Here is a 26,879-nt window from a genome sequence, read left to right as displayed (position 1 = left end):
AATTCTGATCCTGAGTTCGGACCTTCGGGGAGGTTCGGACTTCGAAGCGACCCTTCGTCGAGGTCGATGACCTTCGGCTGCGCTCTCGCAGGATCGCCACATGGTTTCCACTCGATATCGAGGCGGTGCGATGTTTCTCTTCAATCCCCGAGCCACAGTTCCCGGCGCTGATCGTCACAACGCTGTGTGGGGGTGGTCGTGATGGATACCGGCAAGAGGATCGATCCGCTGACCGGATCGCGAAGCCTGCCGGCAGGGGCGTTTCCCCTGTCAGCGGTGCAGCGCAGTATGTGGTTTGCGCAGCAACTTCACCCGACGGTGCCGTATTTCATTGCGCAGTACATCGAGTTCCACGGCGACCTGGACATGCAACTGCTCAGCCGCGCTGCAGTGGAGGCCGCCCACGAGTTCGAGTCGCCATTTCTGCGGTTGATGTACCCCGATGGTGAGCCGTGCCAGATCGTGGACTTCACGATCGATCCGGGTATCGACTACTTCGACTTCCGCGAGCGTGAGAACCCTCGGCAGGCTGCGTCGGAGTGGATGGACAACGATTACGCGACGACGCTCGACTTGACGCGTGATCGTCTCGTCGAGATGACAATTCTCCAAACTGGCGATCGAGACTACTTGTGGTACACCAGGATTCACCACGTTGCTCTCGACGGATACAGCGGAATGACGATAGTGAATCGCATTGCCGCGATCTACACCGCAGCAGTCGAGGGCCGGGAGCCTGCGGTAAACAAGGCGCTCGACGTCACGACGCTGTCCGAACTCGATCAGAAGTACCGCGAATCGAGTCGGTTCGAGGCCGACCGCGAATACTGGGCCCAGCGAGTGTCCGGCGTCGAGCACGGTTCTACGTTGGCAACGCGTGAGGGACCTCCGACCGCGCGTAGCGAACTCGTCAGTGCCGCGATGTCGGCGAACAGCCTTGTTGCCTTGGACGAGTGGAATTCGCGTTCCGGTGCCACTGCGGCGGCGGTGCTGATTTCTGCACTGGCGTGCTATTTGTCTCGCAACACCGGCTACGACGACGTTCTGATAAATCTGCCGGTCTCGGCGAGGACCACGGCACCGCTGCAACGCTCCGGCGGAATGCTGGTCAACGTCGCGCCCCTTCACATCCACGTCGACCCCGACGAAAGCGTGGACGATCTGGTCGGGCGGGTCCAACTCGAACTCCTCGGCGCGCTTCGTCATCAGCGATGCAGTCTCGAAGACATCAGGCGCGATGCGGGCTTGGCGGTCGGCGATGCACGACTGTCCGGTCCGATGATGAATGTGATGCTCTTCCGGCAGGAGATAACACTGGGATCACTGACCGGCGAGTTTCACATCGTCACGTCGGGGCCCGTCGAGGATCTCCTGGTCAACGTGTACCAGAGTGGCGACCCAGCTCAGACGTTGATCGACTTTCGTGGCAACCCCAATCGCTACGGTCACGACGAACTGGTTGAACACCACCGGGCGTTCACCGAGTTGGTCGCAGAACTGACAGCAGCACCGGCCGGTACGCCGATGAACCGGATTCATCCGGCAAGCGCCGAGGCCGGGGCACGCAGTGCGCAGCGGAGGGAAACCGAAAGGTTCTGGGCTGGATATCTGGGGGACTCCGACGAGGGTTCGGCGCTGGGGCTCGAGCGAATCGACGCAGAATCGGAGCCGACCACTACGAATCGGCTCAGCTTCCCGCTCGATCCCGCGGTCGCCGAACTTGCACGTACGGAAGATGTCTCACTCTTCGCCGTTGTCCACGCGGCATTTGCGGCATTGTTGTCGAGATCGACCGAGCGCCGTGACGTGTTGATCGGAACGAGGACCGAGTGGGGGACTTCGCCACTGCGCTGCGAGGTCGATCCGGCGGCGCCGTTCGACGAGTTCGTGAGTTTTCTTGCTCGAGAACGCGACACGTTGTTGGTTCGATCGGCGGCAGGTATCCCCGAGCTGCCCGAGTTGCACGTCCATCTCAACGACGGCTCGCAGGAGACCACGATTGCCGGCCTCGATGTGGCGATCGACGTCCACGCGGATACCGGCGCCCTCGAGGTGGCGTACTCCACGCAGCACTACGCCGAATCCACGGTCCAAGCCTTCCTCTCGCGACTGGTGCGGATCCTTGCGGGCGCAGCGGCAGCCCCGCGAACGTCGGTCGGAGATCTCGATCTTCTCGACGAGTTCGAGCGTGAGTTCCTTATGCCGGCACGGGGAGCGACCGCGTCCGCGCCGTTGACCCTGCCCGATATCCTCCGGCGGGCCGCGGCTGTGAACCCCGATGCCCCGGCGCTCGTTTTCGGTGATCGTGAGGTGAGCTACCGGGAACTCGACGCCGAGTCGAACACACTCGCCCGCGAACTGATCAACAGGGGAGTCGGCCCAGGCACCTACGTCGCCCTTGCACTGTCGAGGTCGATCGAATCGGTGACCGCGACGTGGGCAGTGGCCAAGACCGGCGGCGCCTTCCTTCCGATCGATCCGCACTACCCCGAGGATCGTATTCGGCACATGCTCACCGATTCGGGAGCTGTTGTCGGAATCAGCGTGGGGGAGCACCATGCCGGGCTCGCCGATTCGGTGGACTGGCTGCTTCTGGACGAATTCCGCACCGACGAACCGAACGCGTACCGCTCGGACGCACCGCTCGACGATGTCGAACGTCGCTCACGCGTGCGCTACGACGACCCGGCTTACCTGATCTACACCTCGGGATCTACCGGCGTCCCCAAAGGCGTCGTGGTCAGTCACCGTGGGCTGAGCAGCTTCGCCGACGAAGAACGAATCAGGTTCGGAGTCGAACCAGGCGACCGCACCCTGCATTTTTCTTCGCCGAGCTTCGACGCTTCGGTACTGGAACTTCTCCTGGCCTTCGGCGGCGCGGCGACGATGGTGATAGCGCCGCCCACCGTGTACGGCGGCGACGAACTGGCCCAGGTGATGCGCGTCGGCCGGGTGACACACGCTTTCGTCACCCCGGCCGCTCTGGCAACAGTTGATCCCGCCGGCCTACCGGATCTACGAGTGGTCGTGACCGGCGGCGACGCCTGCTCGCCCGCGCTGGTAGATCAGTGGTCACACGGACGCTCGATGTTCAACGCGTACGGACCGACCGAAACCACCGTCGTCGCCACCCTGACCGGACCGCTGAGCAGCGATGTTCCCGTCACCATCGGAAAGCCGATGCGCGGCGCCGCGGCCGTCCTCCTGGATTCGCGGCTTCAACCGGTGCCGATCGGTGTCGCCGGCGAACTCTATGTGAGCGGTATCGGTTTGGCGCGTGGATACCACGCGCGAGCCACGATCACGGCCGAACGATTCGTCGCCGACCCCAACGGCGTTGCGGGAGAGCGCATGTACCGCACGGGTGACCTCGCGCGGTGGAACGGCGCGGGTGAGCTGGAGTACCTCGGACGGAGCGACTTCCAGATCAAGATCCGCGGTTTCCGCGTCGAACTCGGCGAGATCGACGACGTACTGCGCCGCCATCCGAGCGTCGCGCAGGCCGTCACCGCCGGAGTTTCGGGCCCGAGTGGGGAAACACTGTTGGCGGCGTACGTCACGGCGGCTGAGGGCACGCACATCGACAACTCCGAGTTGATCGCCCACGCCGGATCCTCGTTGGCAGCGCACATGGTTCCGTCGCGGATCGTCGTACTCGATTCCATTCCACTGACTCCCGCCGGAAAGATCGACAGGAAAGCGTTACCGGACATCGATTCGGCGGGCGGCACGGCCGAATACCGTGCCCCCGAGACCTCGACCGAGAAGCGAATTTCTGCGGTGTTCTGCGATCTGCTCGGCATCACCAGGGCGGGAGCAGACGACAGTTTCTTCGACCTCGGCGGTGACTCGCTGATCGCGACCCGAGTCGTGTCGAGGGTCAACGGAGCACTCGGGACGACGCTGAGCGTTCTCGACCTCTTCGAGGCGCCTACCGTCTCCGCTCTGGCTGCTCGCGCAGACCTCGCGGACTCGCGGAACACGCGCGCTCCAGCACTGACGCGTATCGATCGCCCTGACCGGATACCGGTATCTCTGGCTCAGCAACGTATGTGGCTGACCAATCAACTCGATCCGAGTTCGCCGGCGTACAACATTCCGATCGCGGTTTCGATGACCGGCGATCTCGACGTCGACGCACTGTTCACCGCACTGCGGGACGTGATCGTTCGGCACGAGGTCTTGCGGACCGTTTTCCCCGAGAGCGCCCGTGGTCCGGTCCAGCACGTTCTCGGTGTGGACGAGATGTTCGATCATCTCGAGGTGGAAACGGTGCCTGCCGCAGCGGCCGCAGCGCGGGCGAGCGAACTGGCACGAACGGGATTCGACGTCAGCGAATCGGTGCCGATCCGCGCCACTCTGCTCGAGGTGAACGAACGCGAGCACACGCTGGTCCTCGTCGTTCACCACATTGCAGCGGACGGCCTGTCGATGGCGCCGCTGGCTCGTGACGTGATGGTCGCTTACGCGTCGAGGGCGAGCGGGCGTGTACCGGCGTGGTTGCCGCTCGAAGTGCAGTACGGCGATTTCAGCGAATGGCAACGAGGAGCGCTCGGCGAAGCGTCCGACCCGGATTCGATTCTCGCCGAGCAGTTGCGGTTCTGGTCGCACACGCTCGCCGAACGCGGTGAGCTCGCGGAACTGCCGATGGATCACCCGCGGCCTGCAGGTGTCTCGCTGCGCGGTGGAGATCTCGATTTCCGGATCGACTCCGCGACGTACCGCCGGGTCGGCGAGATCGCGGCGCGATGCGACGTCAGCGTGTTCATGGTGATCCACGCCGCGCTGGCCGTCCTGCTCAGTCGAGAATGTGGAGCGAACGACATCACGATCGGCACCCCGGTGGCCGGGCGTAGCGAGCGCGCCCTCGACGACGTCGTCGGAATGTTCGTCAACACGGTGGTGCTGAGGACGGTTCTCGACGGGGGACTCACCTTCGGTGAAGTTCTCACCCGCGTCCGGGACGTCGACGTGGCGGCCTTGCAGCACACCGAAGTGCCGTACGACGTACTCGTCGAATCCCTCGCAGAGCGCCAGGCACCGCTGTTCCAGGTCATGTTGGTGATGCAAGGCGCTGCTCCCGCCGAGGTCACCTTGCCCGAGCTCGACGTCACTGTTGACGAACTGTCCACGGGTGCAGCGAAGTTCGATCTTCAGGTCATTCTCACCGACCGCGGCGACCATCTCGACGGCCAGTTGAACTATGCCAGCCAACTTTTCGACTCGGACACCATGTCGGGCCTCGCTGATCGCTTCACGATGCTCCTCGACGCGGTAGCGGCCGACCCCGAATCAATCGTCGGCGACGTCGATCTCACAGCTGTGGGCGAGGCGGAACTGGTCCTCGAGCGCTGGAATGCCACCGAACACGCCGTACCGATCACCACCCTCTCCGACCTGGTGGCGGAGCAGGCAGCCCGGACGCCCGAGGGGGCCGCGCTCATCTACGGCGAGCGGACACTGACGTATGCGGAGTTCGACGCGAGGGTCAGTGAACTTGCCAGAACCCTCATCGCCCACGGTGTCGGCCCGGACATGCGCGTCGCGGTGTCGATTCGCCGGTCACCCGAACTACTCGTCGCGGTCCACGCCGTGATCCGTGCCGGTGCGGCGTATGTCCCGGTGGACCCCGACCATCCGGCCGAACGTATCGCGTACGTCTTCGACATCGCCGCACCGATCTGTGTGCTGAGCCGGCCCCAGGACCACGGCGCACTTCCCGCGCGAGTCCCGATCGTCGACGTCGATCTCGATCGTCCCGTGTCCACGACGGTGCCGATCACCGACGCTGATCGGATCCGACCCCTCCTCCCGGACAATGCTGCATACGTGATCTTCACGTCCGGATCGACCGGTCGGCCGAAAGGCGTTGCAGTATCACACCGTTCGATCGTCAATCGCCTTCTGTGGATGCAAGACGCGTACCCACTTCACGCGTCGGACGTGGTGCTGCACAAGACTCCGGTGACCTTCGACGTCTCGGTGTGGGAACTGTTCTGGCCCCTGCAAACTGGTGCGCAGTTGGTGATCGCGGAACCGGAGGGGCACCGTGATCCCGGGTACCTGTCGGCGTTGATGGCCGAAAAAGGCGTCACGACGGCGCACTTCGTTCCGTCGATGCTCGCGGAATTCGTCGCGGTCGCGACTGCCGGGCAGTGCGCAAGCCTGCGTCAGGTGTTCTGCAGCGGTGAAGCTCTCGCTCCCACCACCGCGGAGGCGTTCACCCGTCTGAGTTCTGCAGGATTGTTCAACCTGTACGGACCCACGGAGGCTGCCGTCGACGTGAGCGCCGCCGAATTCACCCCAGACATGACCGTCACCGTTCCCATCGGTGCTCCTGTGTGGAACACCCAGCTCTATGTCCTCGACGGGCGGCTGCATCCCGTTCCGGTCGGCGTTCACGGCGAGCTGTACCTGGCGGGAGTGCAACTGGCGCGTGGATACCTCGGGCGCAGCGATCTCACCGCCGACAGATTCGTGGCCGATCCGTACAGCCCGGCTGGCACCCGGATGTACCGAACCGGTGATGTCGTCCGGTGGCGCGCCGACGGGCTGCTCGACTACGTCGGTCGACGCGATTTCCAGGTCAAGATCCGCGGCCAGCGCATCGAGCTCGCCGAGGTCGAAGCAGCGTTGCTCAGGCTGCCCGGTGTCACGCAAGCTGCTGCTCTCGTCCATCACGACGACGTGGTCGGTGACAGCTTGGTCGGCTACGTCATCGCCGAGACCGGCACCTCGATCGACACGGACGGCATGCGCGCCGAGTTGAGAGGTCTCCTTCCCGCCTACATGGTTCCCGCAGTGGTCATCGCCCTCGACGTGTTTCCGCTCGGCTCGACCGGCAAGCTCGATCGGAAAGCTCTGCCCGCTCCCAGCTTCGACAGCTCGCAGACGTATCTGGCGCCGCGAACACCGCTCGAAGCACAGTTGGCGGCGATCTTCGAGGAGCTGCTGGAATCCGGGGCCGTCGGTGTTCACGACAACTTCTTCGAGATCGGCGGAAACAGTCTCGTCGCTGCCCGAGCCGTGGCGCGCGTGAACGATTCACTCTCGTTGAACCTGTCGATCAGAGAGTTGTTCGACGCGCCGACCGTTGCGCAGTTGGCGGTCGAGTGCGCCACGGCGCGAGGGGGAGCAGCCGTTCTTCCGCTCGAGGCGTTGCCGCGGCCGCAGTCGATTCCGCTGTCGCTGGCCCAGAAGCGCATGTGGTTCGTCAATCAATTCGACGTCACCTCCGCGGCGTACAACGTGGCCATAGCGATCAGGCTGAGAGGCCGGTTGGACGTTGCGGCCTTGGAAGGCGCGATCACCGATGTGCTCGATCGCCACGAATCGCTGCGCACGCTGTTTCCCATGATCGAGGGAGTGCCGGCGCAGGTGATCGTGGAACCCGGTGAAGCGTTGGGGTCGCTACCGATTGTCGGCGCGAGCACCGAAGCGGTACTCGGGGAGATCGAACGCGTCACCGCGAGGGGCTTCGACGTGACGCAGGCTCCACCGATCAGGGCGGAACTGATCGAGGTCGACGCAGAAGATCACGTCCTGGCTGTGGTCGTCCATCACATCTGCGCCGACGGATTCTCGATGGCACCGTTGGCGTTCGACGTGATGAGCGCGTACTCGGCACGGCATCGAGGTGAGGCACCCGACTGGTCTCCTCTCCCGGTCCAGTACGCGGACTTCGCGATCTGGCAGGAAAGGGCTCTCGGACGGATCGACGAAGCGGAGAGCACCCTCGCCGGCCAGCTCGAGTACTGGACACGTCAGCTGGCAAGTGTGCCCGAGCTTCTCGCGCTCCCCGCAGATCGCCCGCGGCCGCGTGTACAGGATCTCTCGGGCGGCGTCGTTCGATTCGACATCGATGCCGGCATCCATCGTCGTCTGAGCGAAACCGCGATCGAACACCGAAGCAGTATGTTCATGGCGATACACGCCGCGTACGCGGTGCTCGTGGCCAGATTGTCCGGCATGGAAGACATCACGATCGGCTCACCGATCGCCGGACGCGGAAATGCCCTCCTGGATCCGATGGTCGGTATGTTCGTCGGAACGTTGGTGCTGCGCGCCGATGTCGACCCCGCAGCCTCGTTCACCGATCTGTTGGCCAGAGTTCGCAGCACCGACCTCGACGCCTTCGCTCACGCAGACGTCCCCTTCGAGCGCGTCGTCGATGCGCTCGCTCCGGAGCGGTCGACTTCGCATTCACCGTTGTTCCAGGTGATGCTGGAGTTCAAGAACACCAGTCGACCAGCAGTTCGTCTGACGGACCTCGAGGTCGAGGTCCTCGAACTCGAATCCGCCGTCTCGAATTTCGATCTGCAACTCACGCTTGCCGAGACATTCGACGACGACGGCCGGCCGGCGGGAATCGAGGCCGGGTTCACCTACGCGAGCGCCCTGTTCGACGAGTCGACGGTCGAAGGCTTCGCTCGATATCTTGTTCGGATCCTCGGTGCGGTGACCGAATCACCGCACACGCCGGTCGGCGACATCGATCTCGTGGTCGACACCGACACGATGAGCGTCGTGTCTGCACCGGAACTTCCCGGCCAGGTTCACTTCTCGACGTTGCTCGAGCGGAAGTACGTCGACGAACCGCAGAGAACTGCACTGATTTTCGGCGACCGACATCTGACGTACTCCGATCTGGACCGCCGGGCCAATCGGCTTGCACGACTGTTGATCGGCCGCGGGGCAGGTCCGGAATCCGTTGTCGCCCTGGCATTGCCACGCTCACTGGAATCCGTGGTCGCGATCTGGGCGGTTGCTCGGACCGGCGCCGCATTCGTACCCGTCGACCCGGCGTACCCCGTCGACCGCGTACATCACATGATCAACGACTCGGGAGCGGGCGTCGTCCTCACCACCGCCGAGCATGTGGGTGTCGTCCCCGACGAGGCAGACGCAGTTCTGCTCGATCAGGCCGAGACACTGGTAACCCTCGAACAGTTCGGAGATCAGCGGCTGGAGGCCTCGGAACTGGCGGGGACGGTGTCTCTGGACAATCCCGCCTATGTCATCTACACCTCCGGTTCCACCGGCGTCCCCAAAGGTGTCATGGTCACTCACCGTGGGCTTTCGGCACTCGCCGAACAGGAACGTACTCGATTCGGGGTGGAATCGACTTCGCGCACGCTGCATTTCAGCTCACCGAGCTTCGACGCCTCGATTCTCGAACTCCTGATGGCCGTTGGTGCCGGGGCCACGATGGTCATCGCTCCACCGAGCATCATCGGCGGAACCGAACTGACGAGCCTGATCGCCGATCAGCACGTCACGCACGCCTTCATCACCCCGGCCGCTCTGGCCACGGTCGATCCGAGCGAACTGAACGAGCTGGTTTGCATCGGAACCGGTGGCGACGTCTGCCCGCCCGATCTCGTCGCCGCCTGGGTCAGTGATCACCGGATCATGATCAATGCCTACGGACCGACCGAATCGACGGTCGTCGCCAGCATCACCGAGCCGATGTCCCCGGCCGATCGAGTGACGATCGGTCGCCCGTCGACAGGCATCACTGCGTGGGTCCTCGACAATCGCCTGCACCGCGTCCCGGTCGGAGTGACGGGGGAGCTGTACGTCAGTGGCGACGGACTCGCCCGCGGTTACCGCAACCGCGCCGGCACCACCGCCGAACGTTTCGTGCCCAATCCCGCGGGCAGTGCGGGCACACGGATGTACCGCACCGGCGACCTCGCCAGGTGGAACAAGAACGGCGAACTCGAGTACCAGGGCCGAGGTGATTTCCAGGTCAAGATTCGTGGGTTCCGCATCGAACTCGGCGAGATCGAAGCAGTTCTGGCTCGTTACCCCGGGGTCGCGCATTCCGTGGTGACCACGCTCGAACGTGACGGAGGCGCCGCGCGAATCGTCGGATACGTCGTGCCCGCCAACGATGCTCAGACTGTGGATCCCGAGGCCGTCATCGCGTTCGCGGGCTCGGCTCTGGCCCCGTACATGGTTCCTGCGGCGGTGGTCGTGCTCGACGAACTGCCGATGACTGCCAACGGAAAGCTCGACCGCCGAGCCCTGCCGGTTCCCGACCTGCGAGCAACCCAGGCACGCTCGCGGGCTGCCGAGTCCGATACCGAGCGCACGCTGGCCGCCTTGTTCGTCGATGTCCTCGGTGTCGAATCGGTGGGCGTCGACGACTCGTTCTTCTCGATGGGCGGCGATTCGATCATGTCGATTCAGCTCGTCGCCCGTGCCCGCGACGCCGGGCTCGTGTTCACCCCGCGTGACGTCTTCGAGGTGAAATCGGTCGCCGGTCTTGCGGTTTTGCTGGCATCGACCAAGGACGACGAACCCGAGGTGCTCGAGGAACTTCCCGGAGGCGGCGTCGGCCACGTGCCGTTGTTGCCGGTGGCTCAGTGGTGGCTCGACCGGCTCGGCTCCGATCTCCAGGGGCTCGATTCGTTCTCCCAAGCGACTCTTCTCAATGCGCCGCACGGGCTTCGCAGTGCGGAGCAGTTGACCGCAGCGCTTCAAGTTGTTCTCGATCGTCACGACATCCTTCGCTCGCGTCTCGAACTCGACGGCGAGCGCGGGCTCGTTGTCGACGATCCGGGATCTGTTGCAGCCGAGGACATCTGCCGGGTAGTCGAGGTCGAGGCCGAGCCGGGCTCCGCAGTGTTCGACGCGGCGATCGTCGCTGCCCTGGGTGATGCACGTCGAGAACTCGACCCCGTCCGGGGCGAGATGGTGCGGGTCGTCTGGTTGTCCGGCGTACGCAACACCGGCCGGTTGATCCTGGTGATCCACCACCTCGCGGTGGACGGCGTGTCCTGGCGCGTGCTCGTACCGGAACTTGCGTCCGCTTTCCACCGGATCGACGCCGGCGAGGAGCCGGAGCCGTCGTATTCGGGCACGTCGGTTCGTCGTTGGTCGCATGCGCTCCGTGACATCGCGCCCGATCGAAGAGTCGAATTGCCCCGGTGGCGTTCGATCCTCGAAGGTGACGACCCTCTGATCGGAACCCGGCCGCTGGACCCGCGGCTCGACACGTTCGATTCGGTCGGCCGAGTTGTCGCCGACGTGCCCGTCGAACTGTCCGACACAGTCCTGACCACGCTTCCCGCGCTCTTCGGTGGATCCGTCAACGACGGTCTCGTTGCTGCTCTCGCGCTGGCACTGACGCAGTGGAGGCAGGCACAGGGCATACGAACCGACAACGTGCTCGTCTCGATGGAAGGTCACGGACGCGAGGCTCACGTGGTGCCCGGTGCGGACGTCCTGCACACCGTCGGCTGGTTCACCAGTGTCTTCCCGATGCGAATCGACCTCGCCGACATCGACATCTCGAACGTGTTGAGCAGCGGCCCCGAGGCAGCGGTGGTTCTCAAGCGGGTCAAGGAAGAACTGTTGGGAGTTCCGGACAGCGGCATCGGGTACGGAGTTCTGCGTTATCTCGACGAGGTGGGCCGAGCGGAACTGGAAGATCTCCGCCAACCGCAGATCTCCTTCAACTATCTCGGTCGTTTCTCCGGCACCGAGGCAGGAGAGTCGCTGGGGGACTGGGCACTGGCCCGTGACGTCGATCTGGAAGCGGCAGCTCGGTCCGAGATGCCCGTGGGTTCGGTCCTGGACGTCAATGTCGTCACCACCGAAATCTCGGGTGCACCGCACATCGGTGCCACTATCGCCTATCCCACCGGCGTGCTGGCAGAGCGCGATGCTCGCGCCATCGCCGAACTCTGGGTGCAGTCGTTGCGCGCTCTGGCCACCTACGCCGAACACAGCGAACGCGGGGGACTCACACCGTCGGACATCGACCTGATCGAACTGGACCAGGAGTCCATCGACCACCTCGAGCGCGAGTTCCCGACACTGACCGACGTCTGGTCCCTTTCACCGCTGCAATCCGGACTGCTCTTCCACGCCCGCTACGCCGAACACACAGTCGACGCGTACACCGTCCAACTCGCACTCGAACTCGACGGCGTCGACGCGTCCAGGTTGCACCGCGCCGCACAGGCGTTGCTCGACCGTCATGAGAACCTGCGAGCTGCGTTCACGACCGACACCGGTGGGCGATCGGTGCAGGTGATCAGCGCCGACGTGGACGTGCCGTGGACCGAGATCGACATCTCTCCGTTGGCCCCCACCGAACAGGCAACCGAGATACGCGAGCTCCTCCATGCGGATCGGGTGCGAGGCTTCGACATGGCCACGCCGCCCCTGCTGCGGTTCCTGCTTCTGCGAACCGGAGACGACGCGTATCGGTTGATCCTGACCAACCACCACATCCTCCTCGACGGATGGTCGATGCCGCTGCTGGTCCGTGACCTACTGACGCTCTACGCCACCGACAGTGATCACAGTGCCATCCCACGCGTGCACCCCTACCGGGACTATCTGAGCTGGATCAGCACTCGCGACGACAGCGTGTCGATCGAAGCCTGGGGCGAAGCGCTCCGCGGACTCGGCGACCCGACGCTGCTCACCGGAACTCACGCCGTCGACGAGGACGGCGCCACCTCACGCTCGACCACCACAGCCCTCGGAGAACGTGAGACGGAACTTCTGCGTGGATTCGTCCGCTCCCGTGGCCTGACGACAGCCTCCTTGATCCAGGTGGCCTGGGGAATCGTGCTCGCCGAACTCCTCGGCCGCGACGACGTCGTCTTCGGTGGAACCGTCTCCGGCCGACCACCCCAGGTGTCCGGCGTCGAGTCGATGGTGGGTTTGTTCATCAACACTGTCCCCGTCCGAGTTCGCCTCGACCCGCGAGAGTCACTGGCAGCGCTGTGCGTTCGTGTCCAAGCGGAACAGGCGCGGTTGTCCGATCACCATCATGTGGGGCTTTCGCACATCACTTCGGCAGTGGGGGCCGCTGCATCGTTCGACACGCTGACTGTGTTCGAGTCGTATCCCGTCGACCGCGGTGGACTCTCCTCGGGCACCGACATCGCCGGAATGCACGTTCTCGACGTCCACGACGCCGAGGATGCCGCGCACTATCCACTCGCGATCGTTGCCTCTGCGGCAGACGGGCGACTGCGGCTCAAATTCGAGTATTTCCCGGGAGTCCTGGGCGATCACGACATCGACGCGATCGCGGACCGGCTGCTCCGCACCCTCGAACTGATCACCGCACAACCGGATCTTCCGCTGGCGAAACTGCGTTTGATGCCGGATTCGCAAGTGCAGCAATTGGTTCCCGCGCGCGGCCGGCAAGGCCGCTCGGTAAGGACACTCGATCGCATCTTTTCGGACACCGCGAGCAGATTCCCCGAACGGGTCGCACTGTCCTGTGGTGACAGAAAGATGACCTATCGAGAGCTGGACGAGGCGTCGAATCAGTGGGCGCGCGTGCTCATCTCGGAAGGCGCGGGCCCGGACTCACGGGTGGCGATCTGTGTGGAACGGTCCTTCGAATCCGTCGCAGCGGTCTGGGCGATCACCAAGACCGGCGCCGCCTTCGTGCCGATCGATCCTCGCTACCCGAGTGACCGGATCTCGTTCATGCTCGAGGACTCGGCATCATCGCTCGGAATGACCACGGCTGCACACGCACCGGCCGGCGGTGGCGCAACGAAGTGGCTCGAACTCGACGACCCGGAGAACGCCACTCGGCTCTCCGGAGTGTCCACGTCACCGCTACGCGAAGACGAGCGCCGGGGAACCCCGCGGCTGGAGAACACTGCCTACCTCATCTACACCTCGGGCTCGACCGGCCGGCCCAAGGGTGTCGTCGTCACGCACACCGGTCTCGAGAACTTCGCCGACGAACAGCGTCATCGCTACGGTCTCACGGAGAATTCACGCGCACTGCATTTCGCCTCGCCGAGTTTCGACGCCTCCGTTCTCGAGTATCTGCTCGCCTTCGCCGTCGGCGGCGAACTGGTCGTAGCTCCCACCACCGTCTACGGAGGGGCCGAACTGGCCGACGTTCTCCGAGAGGGACATGTCACGCACGCGTTCATCACGCCCGCAGCGCTGACGTCGGTGGATCCCGAGGGACTCGACGATCTGACCACCATCACGGTCGGTGGCGAGGCTCCCTCGGCGGACCTGGTGCGCACCTGGGCGCCGGGAAGATCGTTCGTCAACGTCTACGGACCCACCGAAACCACCATCTCCTGCAACCTCAGTGACCCCATTCCAGCCGGTGAGAAGGTCTATCTCGGGCCGCCGAACCGCGGCTTCAGCGAGGTCGTCCTCGATCGCAGACTTCAACCGGTGTCCGTCGGAGTTCCCGGCGAACTGTATGTCGCCGGAGTTGGACTCGCGCGCGGCTATCACGGGCGTTCATCGCTGACGAGCGAACGATTTGTCGCCAACCCGTACGGCGAGCCGGGGGAGCGGATGTACCGCACCGGAGACGTGGTGCGCTGGCGCAGTGACCGCACCATCGAGTACCTCGGACGCAGCGACTTCCAGGTCAAGATCCGCGGGTTCCGTATCGAACTAGGCGAGGTCGACACGGCGTTGGGTCAGCTGCCCGGTGTGGAGTACGCGGTCACATTGGCGGTGCGCGGACCCTCCGACGAGCAGGCCTTGGCGGCATATGTCGTCTGCGACGACGAACGCCCGGTGAGCGCCGAGGACATCCGGGCGGCGGCACGGGAGCTACTGCCGGCACACATGGTGCCCGCGAGCGTCGTCGTGCTCGACGAGCTACCACTGACCGGCGTCGGCAAGGTCGATCGAGCTGCTCTTCCTGCGCCTCGCTTCGACACCGATCCCGAAACACTCGCTGCACCGGCGACCGAGCTCGAACGGCTGGTGGTGGGCGTTTTCGAGGACGTGCTCGGAGTGTCCCCGATCGGTGTCGACACTCACTTCTTCGACATCGGCGGAAACTCACTGACCGCGACCCGCGTCATCGCCCGCGTCAACGCACTTCTCGGCACCGACATCGGCGTTCGAGGATTGTTCGAGTCTCCGACAGTTCGGCAGCTGTCTCGTCTGGCGGAGAGTGTCGGCCGCGGCGAGAACCCCCGACCACCGTTGACTCGGCGATCTCGCCCGGATCCACTGCCCGTGTCATTGGCACAGAAGCGGATGTGGTTCCTCAACCAGTTCGACGTGACCTCGCCGGCCTACAACGTTCCCCTGGCAGTGCGCCTCGACGGCGATCTGGACTTCGCCGCATTGCAGGCCGCGGTAGCGGACGTATTGGGTCGCCATGAGAGCTTGCGGACGAAGTTCCCCTCGATCGACGGACAGCCGGTGCAGCAGGTGATGTCCAGCGACGAGGTCATGCCGATCCTGGAGCCGGAAATCGTCACTGCTGCCAGAGTGTCCGATCGAATCCTCGAGCTGGCCTCGGCAGGCTTCGACGCCTCGGCCGAAGTTCCGATCCGCTGCGCGGTCCTGCGCGTCGACGGGGACGAGCGCAGGCACGTACTCGTGATCGTCGTCCACCACATCGTCGCCGACGGGTTCTCGATGAACCCCCTGGCAGCGGACGTGGCAGCGGCATATGCGGCCCGCAGCGCCGGCAGTGCGCCGAGCTGGTCGGAACTGGCCGTGCAGTACGGCGACTTCGCTGTGTGGCAGCACGAAGTGCTCGGCTCCGAGGAAGATCCGGACTCGGCTCTGACCCGTCAGCTCGATTACTGGAAGGACCGACTCGCGGGACTGGGCGAGCCGATCGCCCTGCCGACGTCGTTCCCACGTCCGGCAAAGCCGTCCATGGTCGGCTCTGTTCACCGGTTCGCGGTATCGCCGCAGTCCCATCGGGCGCTGACCGATCTGGCCCGCGAGCACGGCAGCACCATGTTCATGGTCATGCACGCAGCACTGGCGGTACTTGCGGCACGCCTGGCCGGTACCGAGGACATCGCCATCGGTACACCTGTCGCCGGGCGCGGCGAGGCCGAACTCGATCACCTGGTCGGAATGTTCGTCAACACTCTTGTGCTGCGGACACAGATCACGCCCGACGCGTCGTTCGAGGACGTACTCGCCCAGGTTCGCGAAGGCGACCTCGGCGCGTTCCAACACACCGACTTGCCCTTCGAAAGGTTGGTCGACGCACTCGCCCCGGAACGCTCGACGTCGCACACTCCGTTGTTCCAGATCCTCATCGAGTTCCGTAACAACGCGCTACCGCAACTCGAACTGCCAGGTCTGTCGGTCTCGGGAGTCGAGTTCGACCTACCCGTCGCCAAGTTCGATCTGCAACTCTCGGTCACCGAGCGTTACGACGCGGATGGCGGAACGGATGGAATCGACGCCGAATTCATCTACGCCACAGACCTGTTCGACGATGGATTGATCGAGTCGTTCTCGCGCAGACTGCTCACCCTCCTCGAGGCGGTCTCCCGAGAGCCGTCGACTCCTACCGGTGACATCGACGTCGTGGGCGCCGGCGAGCGTCGACAGATGCTGACCGAGTGGAACATTCACGCCGAACCGGCTCCGGCCGACAACATCGCGGACCGATTCTTCGAAGCTGTTGCAGCACATCCGTCGTCGACCGCGGTCAACGACAGCGACGGCGCCATGACGTACGCCGAACTGGACGGGCGCGCGAACCGCCTGGCGCGGCTCCTGATCGGCCGCGGTATCGGTCCGGAATCCGTGGTTGCCGTTGCGATGCCCAGAACCACCGATCTCGTGCTCGCCCTCGTCGCCGTCATCAAAACCGGGGCGGCATACCTGCCGGTCGACATCACCTACCCGGCCGAGCGCATGCGATTCCTCTTCGACGACGCGCGGCCGGTATGCCTGGTCACGACCGGAGACTTCCGAAGCGACCTACCTTCGGAGATCATCGAATCCGGCATCGACATCGTCGAACTCGGATCGCCGGAGATCGCTGTACGCCTCGATCACTCCGCGCCACATCGCATCACCGACGCGGACCGGACGACACCACTTCTGCCCGACGCGATCGCGTACATCATCTACACCTCCGGATCCACAGGGCGCCCCAAAGGTGTCCAGGTCAGCCACCGAAACGTCCTTACTCTGATGGACAACACCTCCCCGACATTCGGGTTCGACAACACGGACGTGTGGACGATGTTCCACTCGTACGCATTCGACTTCTCCGTCTGGGAGCTGTGGGGGCCACTGCTGCACGGTGGCCGGTTGGTCGTCGTCGACTACTACACGACCAGATCGCCGGACATGTTCCACGAACTGCTCCGCCGTGAGCGAGTGACGGTGCTGAACCAAACACCCACCGCCTTCTACCAACTCGCCGAAGCCGACCGTGCGTACTCACCGAACGGCACCGGTCCCGACCTTGCACTGCGCTACGTCGTCTTCGGTGGAGAAGCGCTCGATCTCGGGCAATTGCGCAAGTGGTACGACCGGCGGGCCGACACGGCGCCGACGCTGGTCAACATGTACGGGATCACCGAGACGACAGTGCACGTCAGTCGAATCGCGCTCGACCGCAACGACAGCGAGCACGCGTCGGCGAGCATCATCGGGCGAGCAGTACCAGGATTGTCCGTCTACGTACTCGATCGGCGACTGAACCTGGTGCCACCAGGTGTTGTCGGCGAAATGTACGTCGCCGGTGACCAGGTGACTCGGGGATACCTCGGGAAACCCGCATTGACTTCGGTGCGGTTCCTTCCCGATCCATTCGGTAGTTCGGGGGATCGAATGTATCGGAGCGGGGACCTGGCGAGGTGGAACGACGCGGGGCAGTTGGAGTACGTGGGCCGCAGTGATTTCCAGGTGAAGGTGCGTGGTTTCCGCATCGAACTCGGAGAGATCGAAGCCGCAATGCTCCGCTGCCCCGGCGTCGCTGCCTCGGTAGCACTTGTTCGCACAGAGGGAGCGTCACCGCGGATCGTCGGGTACGTGGTCGCCGAAACAGGCAGTACCGTCGATTCAGCGACGGTGACCGACTTCGTCGCCGCCGAACTCGCGGAGTACATGGTGCCCACCGCGATCGTCGTCCTCGAATCGCTTCCACTGACGGTCAACGGAAAGCTCGACCGACGCAGCCTCCCGGCTCCGGACTTCACCGTGACGGGAACAACCGAGGCGACGCGGGCACCAGCCACCGCCACCGAAGCGGTCCTCGCGGACCTCTTCGGAGAGGTTCTGGGGCGGGGCGGTATCGGAGTGGACGATTCCTTCTTCGGCCTCGGCGGCGATTCGATCATGTCGATCCAACTCGTCTCACGGGCGAAGTCCGCAGGCCTCATCTTCACTCCGCGGGACGTCTTCGAAGCGAAGACCGTGGCCGGCCTCACCAAGGTCCTCCTCATCGAATCATCGGAAACGGCACCGGTTCTCACCGAGCTACCCGGCGGGGGAGCCGGCCCGCTACCGCTCACACCGATCATGGAGTGGCTCGTCGAACGTAGTCGCGGTGACCTGAGCGCGATCCGCAGTTACAGCCAGAGTGCGCTGATCGCACTGCCCGCGGATGTGTCCGGCCCCGCGCTGGAGCGCGCACTACAAACGATCCTCGACCGCCACGACGTACTGCGGGCACGTCTGGAGGCCGCGACTCACCAACTCGAGATCAGCGAACCCGGCACCGTCGCAGCCTCCGACATCTTGCACCGAACCCCCATCGTGTCCACCGGCGGCGAAGAATTCCTGCGCGCGGCAGAAGCCGCGATGCAGGACGCATCCAGCCGACTCGATCCCGAGCACGGCAAGATGATCAGCGCAGTCTGGTTGGATCCGGTCAGCGCGAACGGCAACCGGCCTGAGGCGGGACGGTTGCTCCTGGTACTTCATCACCTCGCGGTCGACGGTGTGTCCTGGCGAATGCTGGTCCCCGGCCTGGTCACGGCATATGCGTCGGCGTTCGACGGCGAAACACCGATTCTTCCGCCCGGCGGAACGTCGATACGTCGCTGGGCGACAGCGCTCGCCGAGACCGCCGCAGATCGACGCGACGAGATCGACCTGTGGTCGAGGATGCGGACCGACGAACCAATGCTCGGAACGCGCGGGCTAGACCCCGCGGTCGACGTCGGAGCCACCGTCGACCGCGTCAGCGTCGACGTACCGACCTCGGTGACCGAGAACATCATCTCGGCGGTGCCACGACATTTCGGAGGCTCGGTGAACGACGGGCTGCTTGCTGCTCTCGCGATTGCCGTCACCGCCTGGCGTCGATCGCGCGGACAGCGCAGCGGGGAAGTGCTCGTCAATCTCGAGGGACACGGGCGCGAGGAGAACGCAGCGCCTGGCGCAGACCTCTCGCGCACAGTCGGTTGGTTCACCACCTTGTTCCCCGTCCGGATCGATCTCACCGGACTCAATGTCGTCGATGCACTGTCCGGGGGATCAACCGCGGCCTCCGCTGTGAAAGTCGTCAAGGAAACGCTGCTCGGTCTGCCGGACAACGGCATCGGGTTCGGGATGCTCAAGTACCTCGACCGAAACGACGAACTACAGGAGTTGCCCACACCTCAGATCTCGTTCAACTACCTCGGACGTTTTGCCGGCTCGGACCCCGAGCACGGCGAGGTGCCGTGGCTGCCGATCTCGGAAGTGACGCTCGACGAAGCGCACAGCGGAGATCTTGCCGCCGCGTCGGTGCTCGACATCAATGCCGTCACCACCGACACCGCGCACGGTCCGATTCTGCGCGCTACGTGGTCCTTCCCCCGCGGCATCCTCAGCGAGGACGAAGTCACGGAACTGGCGGAACTCTGGTCCCGAGCACTCGGCTCGTTGAGTGAATACGTGGACGAACACTCCGAGCGCGAGCTCACGCCCACCGATCTCGATCTCGTCACCGCGGATCAGCAGAGCATCGAACAGCTCGAGCGTAGGTTCCCCGACCTGACCGATATCTGGTCACTGTCACCGCTGCAGTCGGGCATGCTCTTCCACGCCCAGTTCGACGAAACGGAAATCGATCCGTACATGGTGCAACTGACCCTCGAGCTCGGGGGTCGGGTGGAGGCACCGCGCCTGCGTCGCGCCGCGCAGGCCTTGGTTGATCGTCATCCGAGCTTGCGCGCGGGATTTGCCTCCGCGCCGGGAGGGCGGGCGCTGCAGGTAATCCGTTCCGGTGTCGAGATCGGCTGGGCCGAGATCGACCTGTCCGGGACCGAGGACAGTGAAGTCGCGTTCGCTCAGCTGCTCGAGCGTGATCGCGCTCAGCGTTTCGATATGGAAACAGCACCCCTGATCCGGTTCATGCTCGTACGATTCGGACCGGACACAGCACGCTTCGTCGTGACGAACCACCACATCCTGCTCGACGGCTGGTCAACCCCGCTGTTACTTCGCGACCTGCTCACTCTCTACGCAACCGACGGCGACCCTGAGATTCTGCCCAGAGTTCAGTCGTATCGCGATTACCTCACCTGGATCTCGAAGCAGCACCCCGACTCTTCTCTGCGAGCCTGGCAGGAAGCGCTACGAGGAGTGGACTCATCCACCCAACTCTCGCAAGCGAGCACCGCCGCCGAAACCGTTGCCAGTGACATTCACTCGTACTCGCTGCCGACCGAACGAGCCGAGACCCTTCGGGCGTTCGCGCGAAGCCGCGGATTGACCATGGCGACCCTGGTCCAAGTGGCCTGGGGAATCGTGCTCGCCGAACTCCTCGGCCGCGACGACGTCGTCTTCGGTGGAACCGTTTCCGGACGCCCACCACAGGTGTCCGGTGTGGAATCGATTGTCGGCTTGTTCATCAACACAGTGCCCGTGCGAATCCGCCTCGACGCCCGAGAAACCCTCGCGGAACTGGCCATTCGCGTCCAATCCGAGCAAGCGTCACTACTCGACCACCACCACATCGGACTGTCGGACATCGCGGGAGCAGTGGGCGCCGCCGGTTCATTCGACACCCTGACGGTATTCGAGTCGTATCCCGTCGACGAGGCAGCCCTGACCGCCGAAACCGACATCGCGGGAATGCACGTCCTCGGCATCGACGGACGCGACTCGGCGCACTATCCGATTGCCGTTGTCGCGTCGGAAAGTGACACGCTGAACCTGAAGATGGAGTACTTGCCGACGCACTTCTCCGCCCGCGAAGTCGCGAAGATCACCGAGCGCGTGGGCATCGTCCTCGAGCAGCTGGCGTCGGCGCCGGATCAGCCGCTGGCCCGCCTGCAGGTTCTCACGGAGTTCGAGAGCCGTGATCTTGCGCCGGTCTTCGGATCCCCGGGTCGCTCCGCTCGTACGCTCCCGGAAATACTCGCCGACGTCTCCGCCACATATCCCGACCGCATCGCGCTCTCGGCAGGCAGCCGTTCCATGACCTACATCGAACTGGACCGACGCTCGAACCAGTTGGCCAGAGCCATGATCCGCCGCGGCGCCGGGCCCGAGACGTCGGTCGCCATTGGCATCGAAAGGTCCGTCGAATCAGTACTCGCGGTGTGGGCAGTGGCCAAGACCGGCGCAGCGTTCGTCCCCGTCGACCCCACCTATCCGGCCGACCGAATCGAACACATGCTCAGCGACTCCGAGGTGTTGTTCGGGTTGACCGTCGTCGACGCCATCGACACATTGCCACCCATAGTGTCCTGGTTGGTGCTCGGAGAGGAAGCATTCGACGACGACGTCGCCACAAGCTGCACGCTGCCGATCGCCCAGGACGAACGGCTTGCACCGGTGGTCATGGACAACGCCGCCTACGTGGTCTACACCTCGGGATCCACCGGCCGACCCAAGGGAGTTGTCGTCACCCACACCGGACTCGACAGCTTCGCACTCGATCAGCAACGTCGATTCCACGCCGATCACCACTCTCGGACCCTGCACTTCGCCACCCCCAGCTTCGACGGTGCCATCTTCGAGTACCTGCAGGCATTCGGTGTCGGAGCAACCATGGTGATCGTCCCGACCGACATCTACGGCGGCGCCGAACTGGCAAGTCTGATCCGCCGCGAACACGTCACTCACGCGTTCGTCACCACGGCGGCACTCGCCACCGTCGATCCGGCCGGCCTGGACGAATTCCGGCACGTCGTCGTCGGGGGAGAGGCCCTGCCACCACATCTCGTCGGTCTGTGGGCACCCGGGCGGGAATTCGTCAATGCCTACGGCCCCACCGAGACAACCGTCATGGCAGACATCAGCGAACCCATGACAGTGGGTGCACCCATCACGATCGGTGGCCCGATCCGCGGTGTGCACGAGATGATCCTCGATTCGCGGCTGCAACCGGTGCCCGTCGGAGCTCCCGGTGAGCTGTACATCGCCGGCATCGGCCTGGCTCGCGGATACCACCGGCGTCCCGGCTTGACCAGCGAGCGATTTGTCGCCGACCCCTTCGGCAAGCCAGGCGACCGGATGTACCGCACCGGTGACATCGCCTCCTGGCGAAGCGATCACACCATCGAGTACGTCGGGCGCAGCGACTTCCAGGTCAAGATTCGCGGATTCCGTATCGAACTCGGTGAGGTGGACGCCCAGATCACTGCAATGGCAAGTGTCACGAACTGCGTGACACTCGGCGTCGACGGACCGGCTGGCGCAACCGTTCTCGCGTCTTACCTCACCGTCGAGGAAGGGTCGACGCTGACCGGCGCAGAGATCACCGCGCACCTCGCCGGACGTGTTCCCTCGCACATGGTTCCGGCCAGTATCATGATCGTCGACGAGCTACCGCGCACCGCGGTCGGCAAGCTCGATCGAAAAGCGTTGCCGACCCCGGAGTTCACCGGAACCGGCGTGGAATTCCGGGCTCCCGGCACCAGCCTCGAGCGTCGGATCGCCGACGCCTTCATCGATGTACTCGGCGTCGAGCAGGTAGGCGTCGACGACAACTTCTTCGAACTCGGCGGCAACTCGCTGATCGCCACTCGCGTGGTCTCGCGGCTCAACTCCGCACTGAACATCGACGTCGGGGTGCGCGTGCTCTTCGAGGCACCGACGACAGCTCAGCTCGCCGAACGGCTTTCCGACGCTGTCACTGCCGTCGGCACTGTGCCGCTCACTCCCATGGAGCGCGACGGTAACGTGCCGCTCTCGTTGGCGCAGAAGCGCATGTGGTTCCTGAACCAGTTCGACACACGCTCAGCCGCGTACAACATCCCACTAGCTGTTCGCCTCACCGGTGACCTCGACGTCACCGCCATGCAACAGGCGATCGCCGACGTCGTCGAGCGGCACGAAACCCTGCGGACGGTGTTCCCCGCCGTCGGCGGCGATCCGATTCAGAAAGTGCTCACCGCCGACGAGGCCGTACCGCCGGTCCGTGAAATGACGTTGGGAGAGCACGAACTCGCAGAGCGCATGCAACGACTCGCCACGACCGGTTTCGACGTGTCGGTGGACCTGCCGCTGCGCGTCGCGCTCTTCCGCCTCGACACCGACGAACCCGTTCACATTCTGTTTGTCGTGGTCCATCACATCTGCGCCGACGGTTCGTCGATGGCGCCGCTCGCACGCGACGTGATGACGGCCTACCTGGCGCGCACGGCAGGAACCGAACCCACCTGGGCGCCACTCGAAGTGCAGTACGCGGACTTCACGTTGTGGCAGCACCGCGTCCTCGGATCGGAAGACGATCCGGAATCCGTCATCAGTCGCCAATTACGCTACTGGAGTGAGCAACTCGCCGGCCTCGACGACGTCATCGCACTGCCCACCGACCACCCGCGGCCCGTGCAACAGACCTTCCACGGCGACCGATTCACCTTCGACATCGACGCCAACACCCACCGCGCCCTCGCGGACCTCACCAGGGCAAACGGAGTGACGATGTTCATGGCTCTGCACGGCGCACTGGCCGTGCTGATGTCGAAGCTGTCCGGCGCCGAAGAGGTCACCATCGGCACACCGATCGCCGGCCGCGGTCAGGCAGCGCTCGACCATCTCGTCGGAATGTTCGTCAACACGTTGGTCCTGCGCACCGGCGTCGACCCCGACATCACGTTTGCCGAACTGGTGGAACACATCCGGGAAATCGATCTGGCCGCATTCCAGAACTCGGATCTGCCATTCGAACGGCTCGTGGACGTCATCAATCCGACCCGATCCACGTCGTACTCACCGTTGTTCCAGGTCGCCCTCGAACTTCAGAACAACGAGCCAGCGCATTTCCACTTGCCCGGCCTCGATATCGAAGGCCTCACCGTGGAAACCGAATACGCGAAGGAAGATCTCGAACTGATCGTCGACGAGAAGTTCGACGAGTCCGGCGCCCCGGCCGGGATGTCCGCTGCGTTCGACTTCGCAACCGATCTCTTCGAACCCGCCACCATTCGGCGCTTTGCCGACCGCCTGCGTCTGATCCTCGACACTGTCGGACGCGAACCCGCAACACGTATCGCCGACATCGGCATCCTCGCCGCCGACGAAACAGCAGCCCTGGTGCCGGCATCCGGTGCAGCAGCGACTCGCGTGCAGGTGTGGCCGGAGATCCTCGCCGAGGCAGTCGCCTCGAACCCGGATGCTCCAGCTCTCTCGAGTCGCGAGGGGTCGATGACCTACCGCGAGCTCGACGAGGAATCGACGAAGCTGGCTCGAGCGTTGTGCCGGCGCGGTGTCGGACCCGAAGATTTTGTGGCGCTGGGTCTGCCGCGGTCCACGGCGGAGATCGTCGCCATCTGGGCGGTCACGAAAACCGGAGCAGCATTCTTGCCGGTCGACCCGAACTATCCAGACGATCGCATCAACCACATGCTCGACGATTCGCGGGCCGTACTCGGCATCACCGACGACGCTCACCGCAGTCAACTTCCCAACACGGTCGAGTGGATGGTCCTCGATGAAGCGCAGACCGTCGACGAGATCGACGGCCAGAGCGCCGCCGCGATCACCGACCTCGACCGCACGATCCCCTTGCATCACGGGCATCCCGCGTACCTGATCTACACCTCGGGTTCAACCGGGAAGCCGAAGGGCGTCATCGTCACCCACCTCGGTTTGTCCAACCTCAACGCCGAGGAACATCAGAGATTCAACGTCCAGCCCTATTCGCGTATCTCTCACTTGGCATCACCGAGCTTCGACGCCTCGGTCTTCGAACTCATGATGGCGTTCGGCAGCGGAGCCTGCCTGGTCGTCATCCCACCCACGGTCTTCGGCGGATCCGAGTTGGCCGAAATCTTTGCCGACGAACACGTCTCACACGCGTTCATCACGCCGACCGCGCTCAGCTCCATCGAAAGCTCCGCGCTGCCAGAACTCCGCGTGCTCGCAGTCGGTGGCGAAGCCTGCCCACCCGAACTCGTGGACATCTGGGGCCGAGACCGCCGCATGTTCAACGGATACGGACCTACCGAATCCACCATCCAGGCCAGCGTCAGTGAACCCATGCGGCCGGGCAAGGACATCAACATCGGCCGACCGGCCATCGGCTTTGCCGGCCTGGTCCTCGACGGGCACCTCAAGCCCGTGCCAGTGGGAGTCATCGGGGAGCTGTACGTGACCGGCCCCGGACTCGCCCGCGGGTACCACAATCGTCCCGACCTCACCGCCGACCGATTTGTCGCCGATCCGTTCGGCGAACCCGGCCAGCGGATGTACCGCACAGGCGACCTGGTGCGCTGGCGCTCCGACAGCACACTCGAATACCTCGGCCGCAGCGACTTCCAGATCAAGGTCCGCGGATTCCGCATCGAGCTCGGCGAAATCGACTCAGTCCTGATGGCACACCCATCCGTCTACTTCGCCGCAACACTTGGGCACGAAGCGCCGTCGGGGGAGACGATGATCGCCTCCTACATCCAGCCTGTGGAAGGACAGACCGTCGACGACTGGGAGCTTCGCCGCCACCTGTCTTCTCGCCTGCCTGCGCACATGGTTCCCGGCGCGATTGTCGTCGTCGACCGAATTCCGGTGACACCGGTCGGCAAGCTGGACCGTAAAGCACTGCCGACGCCGAGCTTCGAGCGTCGTACAGTCCCGTACGCGCCGCCGACCAACGACACCGAACGAACGGTCGTCGACATCTTCGAGACCGTGCTCGGTCACGAGCACATCGGCGTCGACGACGACTTCTTCGAACTGGGAGGAACGTCGATCGTCGCCACTCGAATAACCATCGAACTCGAGAAGCGCCTCGGGATGCGAGTGCCGTTGCAATCGCTTTTCCTGGATCCGACACCTGCCGGTGTCGCCCGGGCGGCCGACGGAATGGACGCACACACTCCGGACGATTCTTCGGATCTGCTCGCCCCGATGATCACGCTGCGCGCCGGATCCGATCGAGCACCACTGTTCTTCGTCCATCCGGGTATCGGATTGTCCTGGGGTTATGCAGAATTCGTCAAGCACCTCGAGCTGGATCAACCCGTCTACGGTCTTCAGCTACCGTCCCTGAGCGGAGGACCCAGCTTCGACTCGCTGACCGAACTCGCCGACGACTACGCGAATCGCATTGCAGCCGTGGCATCGACCGGCCCGATCCATCTGGCCGGCTGGTCGCTCGGCGGCGTCATCGCACACGCCGTGGCGCACAGTCTCACTCGGAGCGGACGTGACGTGACGTTGTCGATCCTCGACAGCTATCCGTCGTCGGATTCCGATCAGCCCGCAGAACTCTCGGTCTCCGAGCTACTGGCCGGGCTCGCGATGCCGGCGGGATCCGAGACCGTCGAAACCTTCGAAGAAGCGGCGGAATTGCTGGAGCAGACCCTGGGCGCCGGAATCGGAATCGAAGCGGAGCATCTAGCGCGGATGAGTCGCGGTTACTCCCACTCCGTCGAATTGACGAATCGGCACCAACCGCCTGTCCACCTTGGAGCCATCGACTTCTTCGTAGCCGGAAGATCTACGGAGAACGGACACGACGTGGCCGAATGGCGAAGGTTTGTGCAAGGCGACATTCGAGTCACCGAAGTCGATTGTGAACACAACCAGATGATCGAACCGGGTCCGGCGGCAAGCATAGCTGTACGATTGCGGGAAGTTATCGCTCAGTGGGGTGTCTGAACCAGGTTCGACATGGGTATGAGTGAAACACACAGGGTGATGGACCCCGGGTGGGTCCGGACGAGGGGAAAACGTTGAAACTGCGAACCAGACGCGTGTTT

The 26,879-nt window shown here is 64.2% G+C and carries 1 protein-coding gene; it reads left to right on the top strand.

The annotated features are described in order from the left end of the window. Positions 1 to 201: 201 nt before the first annotated feature. Positions 202 to 26,778: a non-ribosomal peptide synthase/polyketide synthase gene (locus R4P70_RS23390; RefSeq protein WP_317832016.1), complete on the top strand. Its 26,577-nt coding sequence runs from the start codon at positions 202 to 204 to the stop codon at positions 26,776 to 26,778. The last annotated feature ends 101 nt before the right edge of the window (positions 26,779 to 26,879 follow it).

Source organism: Rhodococcus sp. IEGM 1241 (genome assembly GCF_033142365.1).
GTDB classification, from domain to species: Bacteria; Actinomycetota; Actinomycetes; order Mycobacteriales; family Mycobacteriaceae; genus Rhodococcus_F; species Rhodococcus_F erythropolis.
Note: the sequence above shows the minus strand (reverse complement) of the source record. Positions and strands in the feature narration are given on the sequence as shown.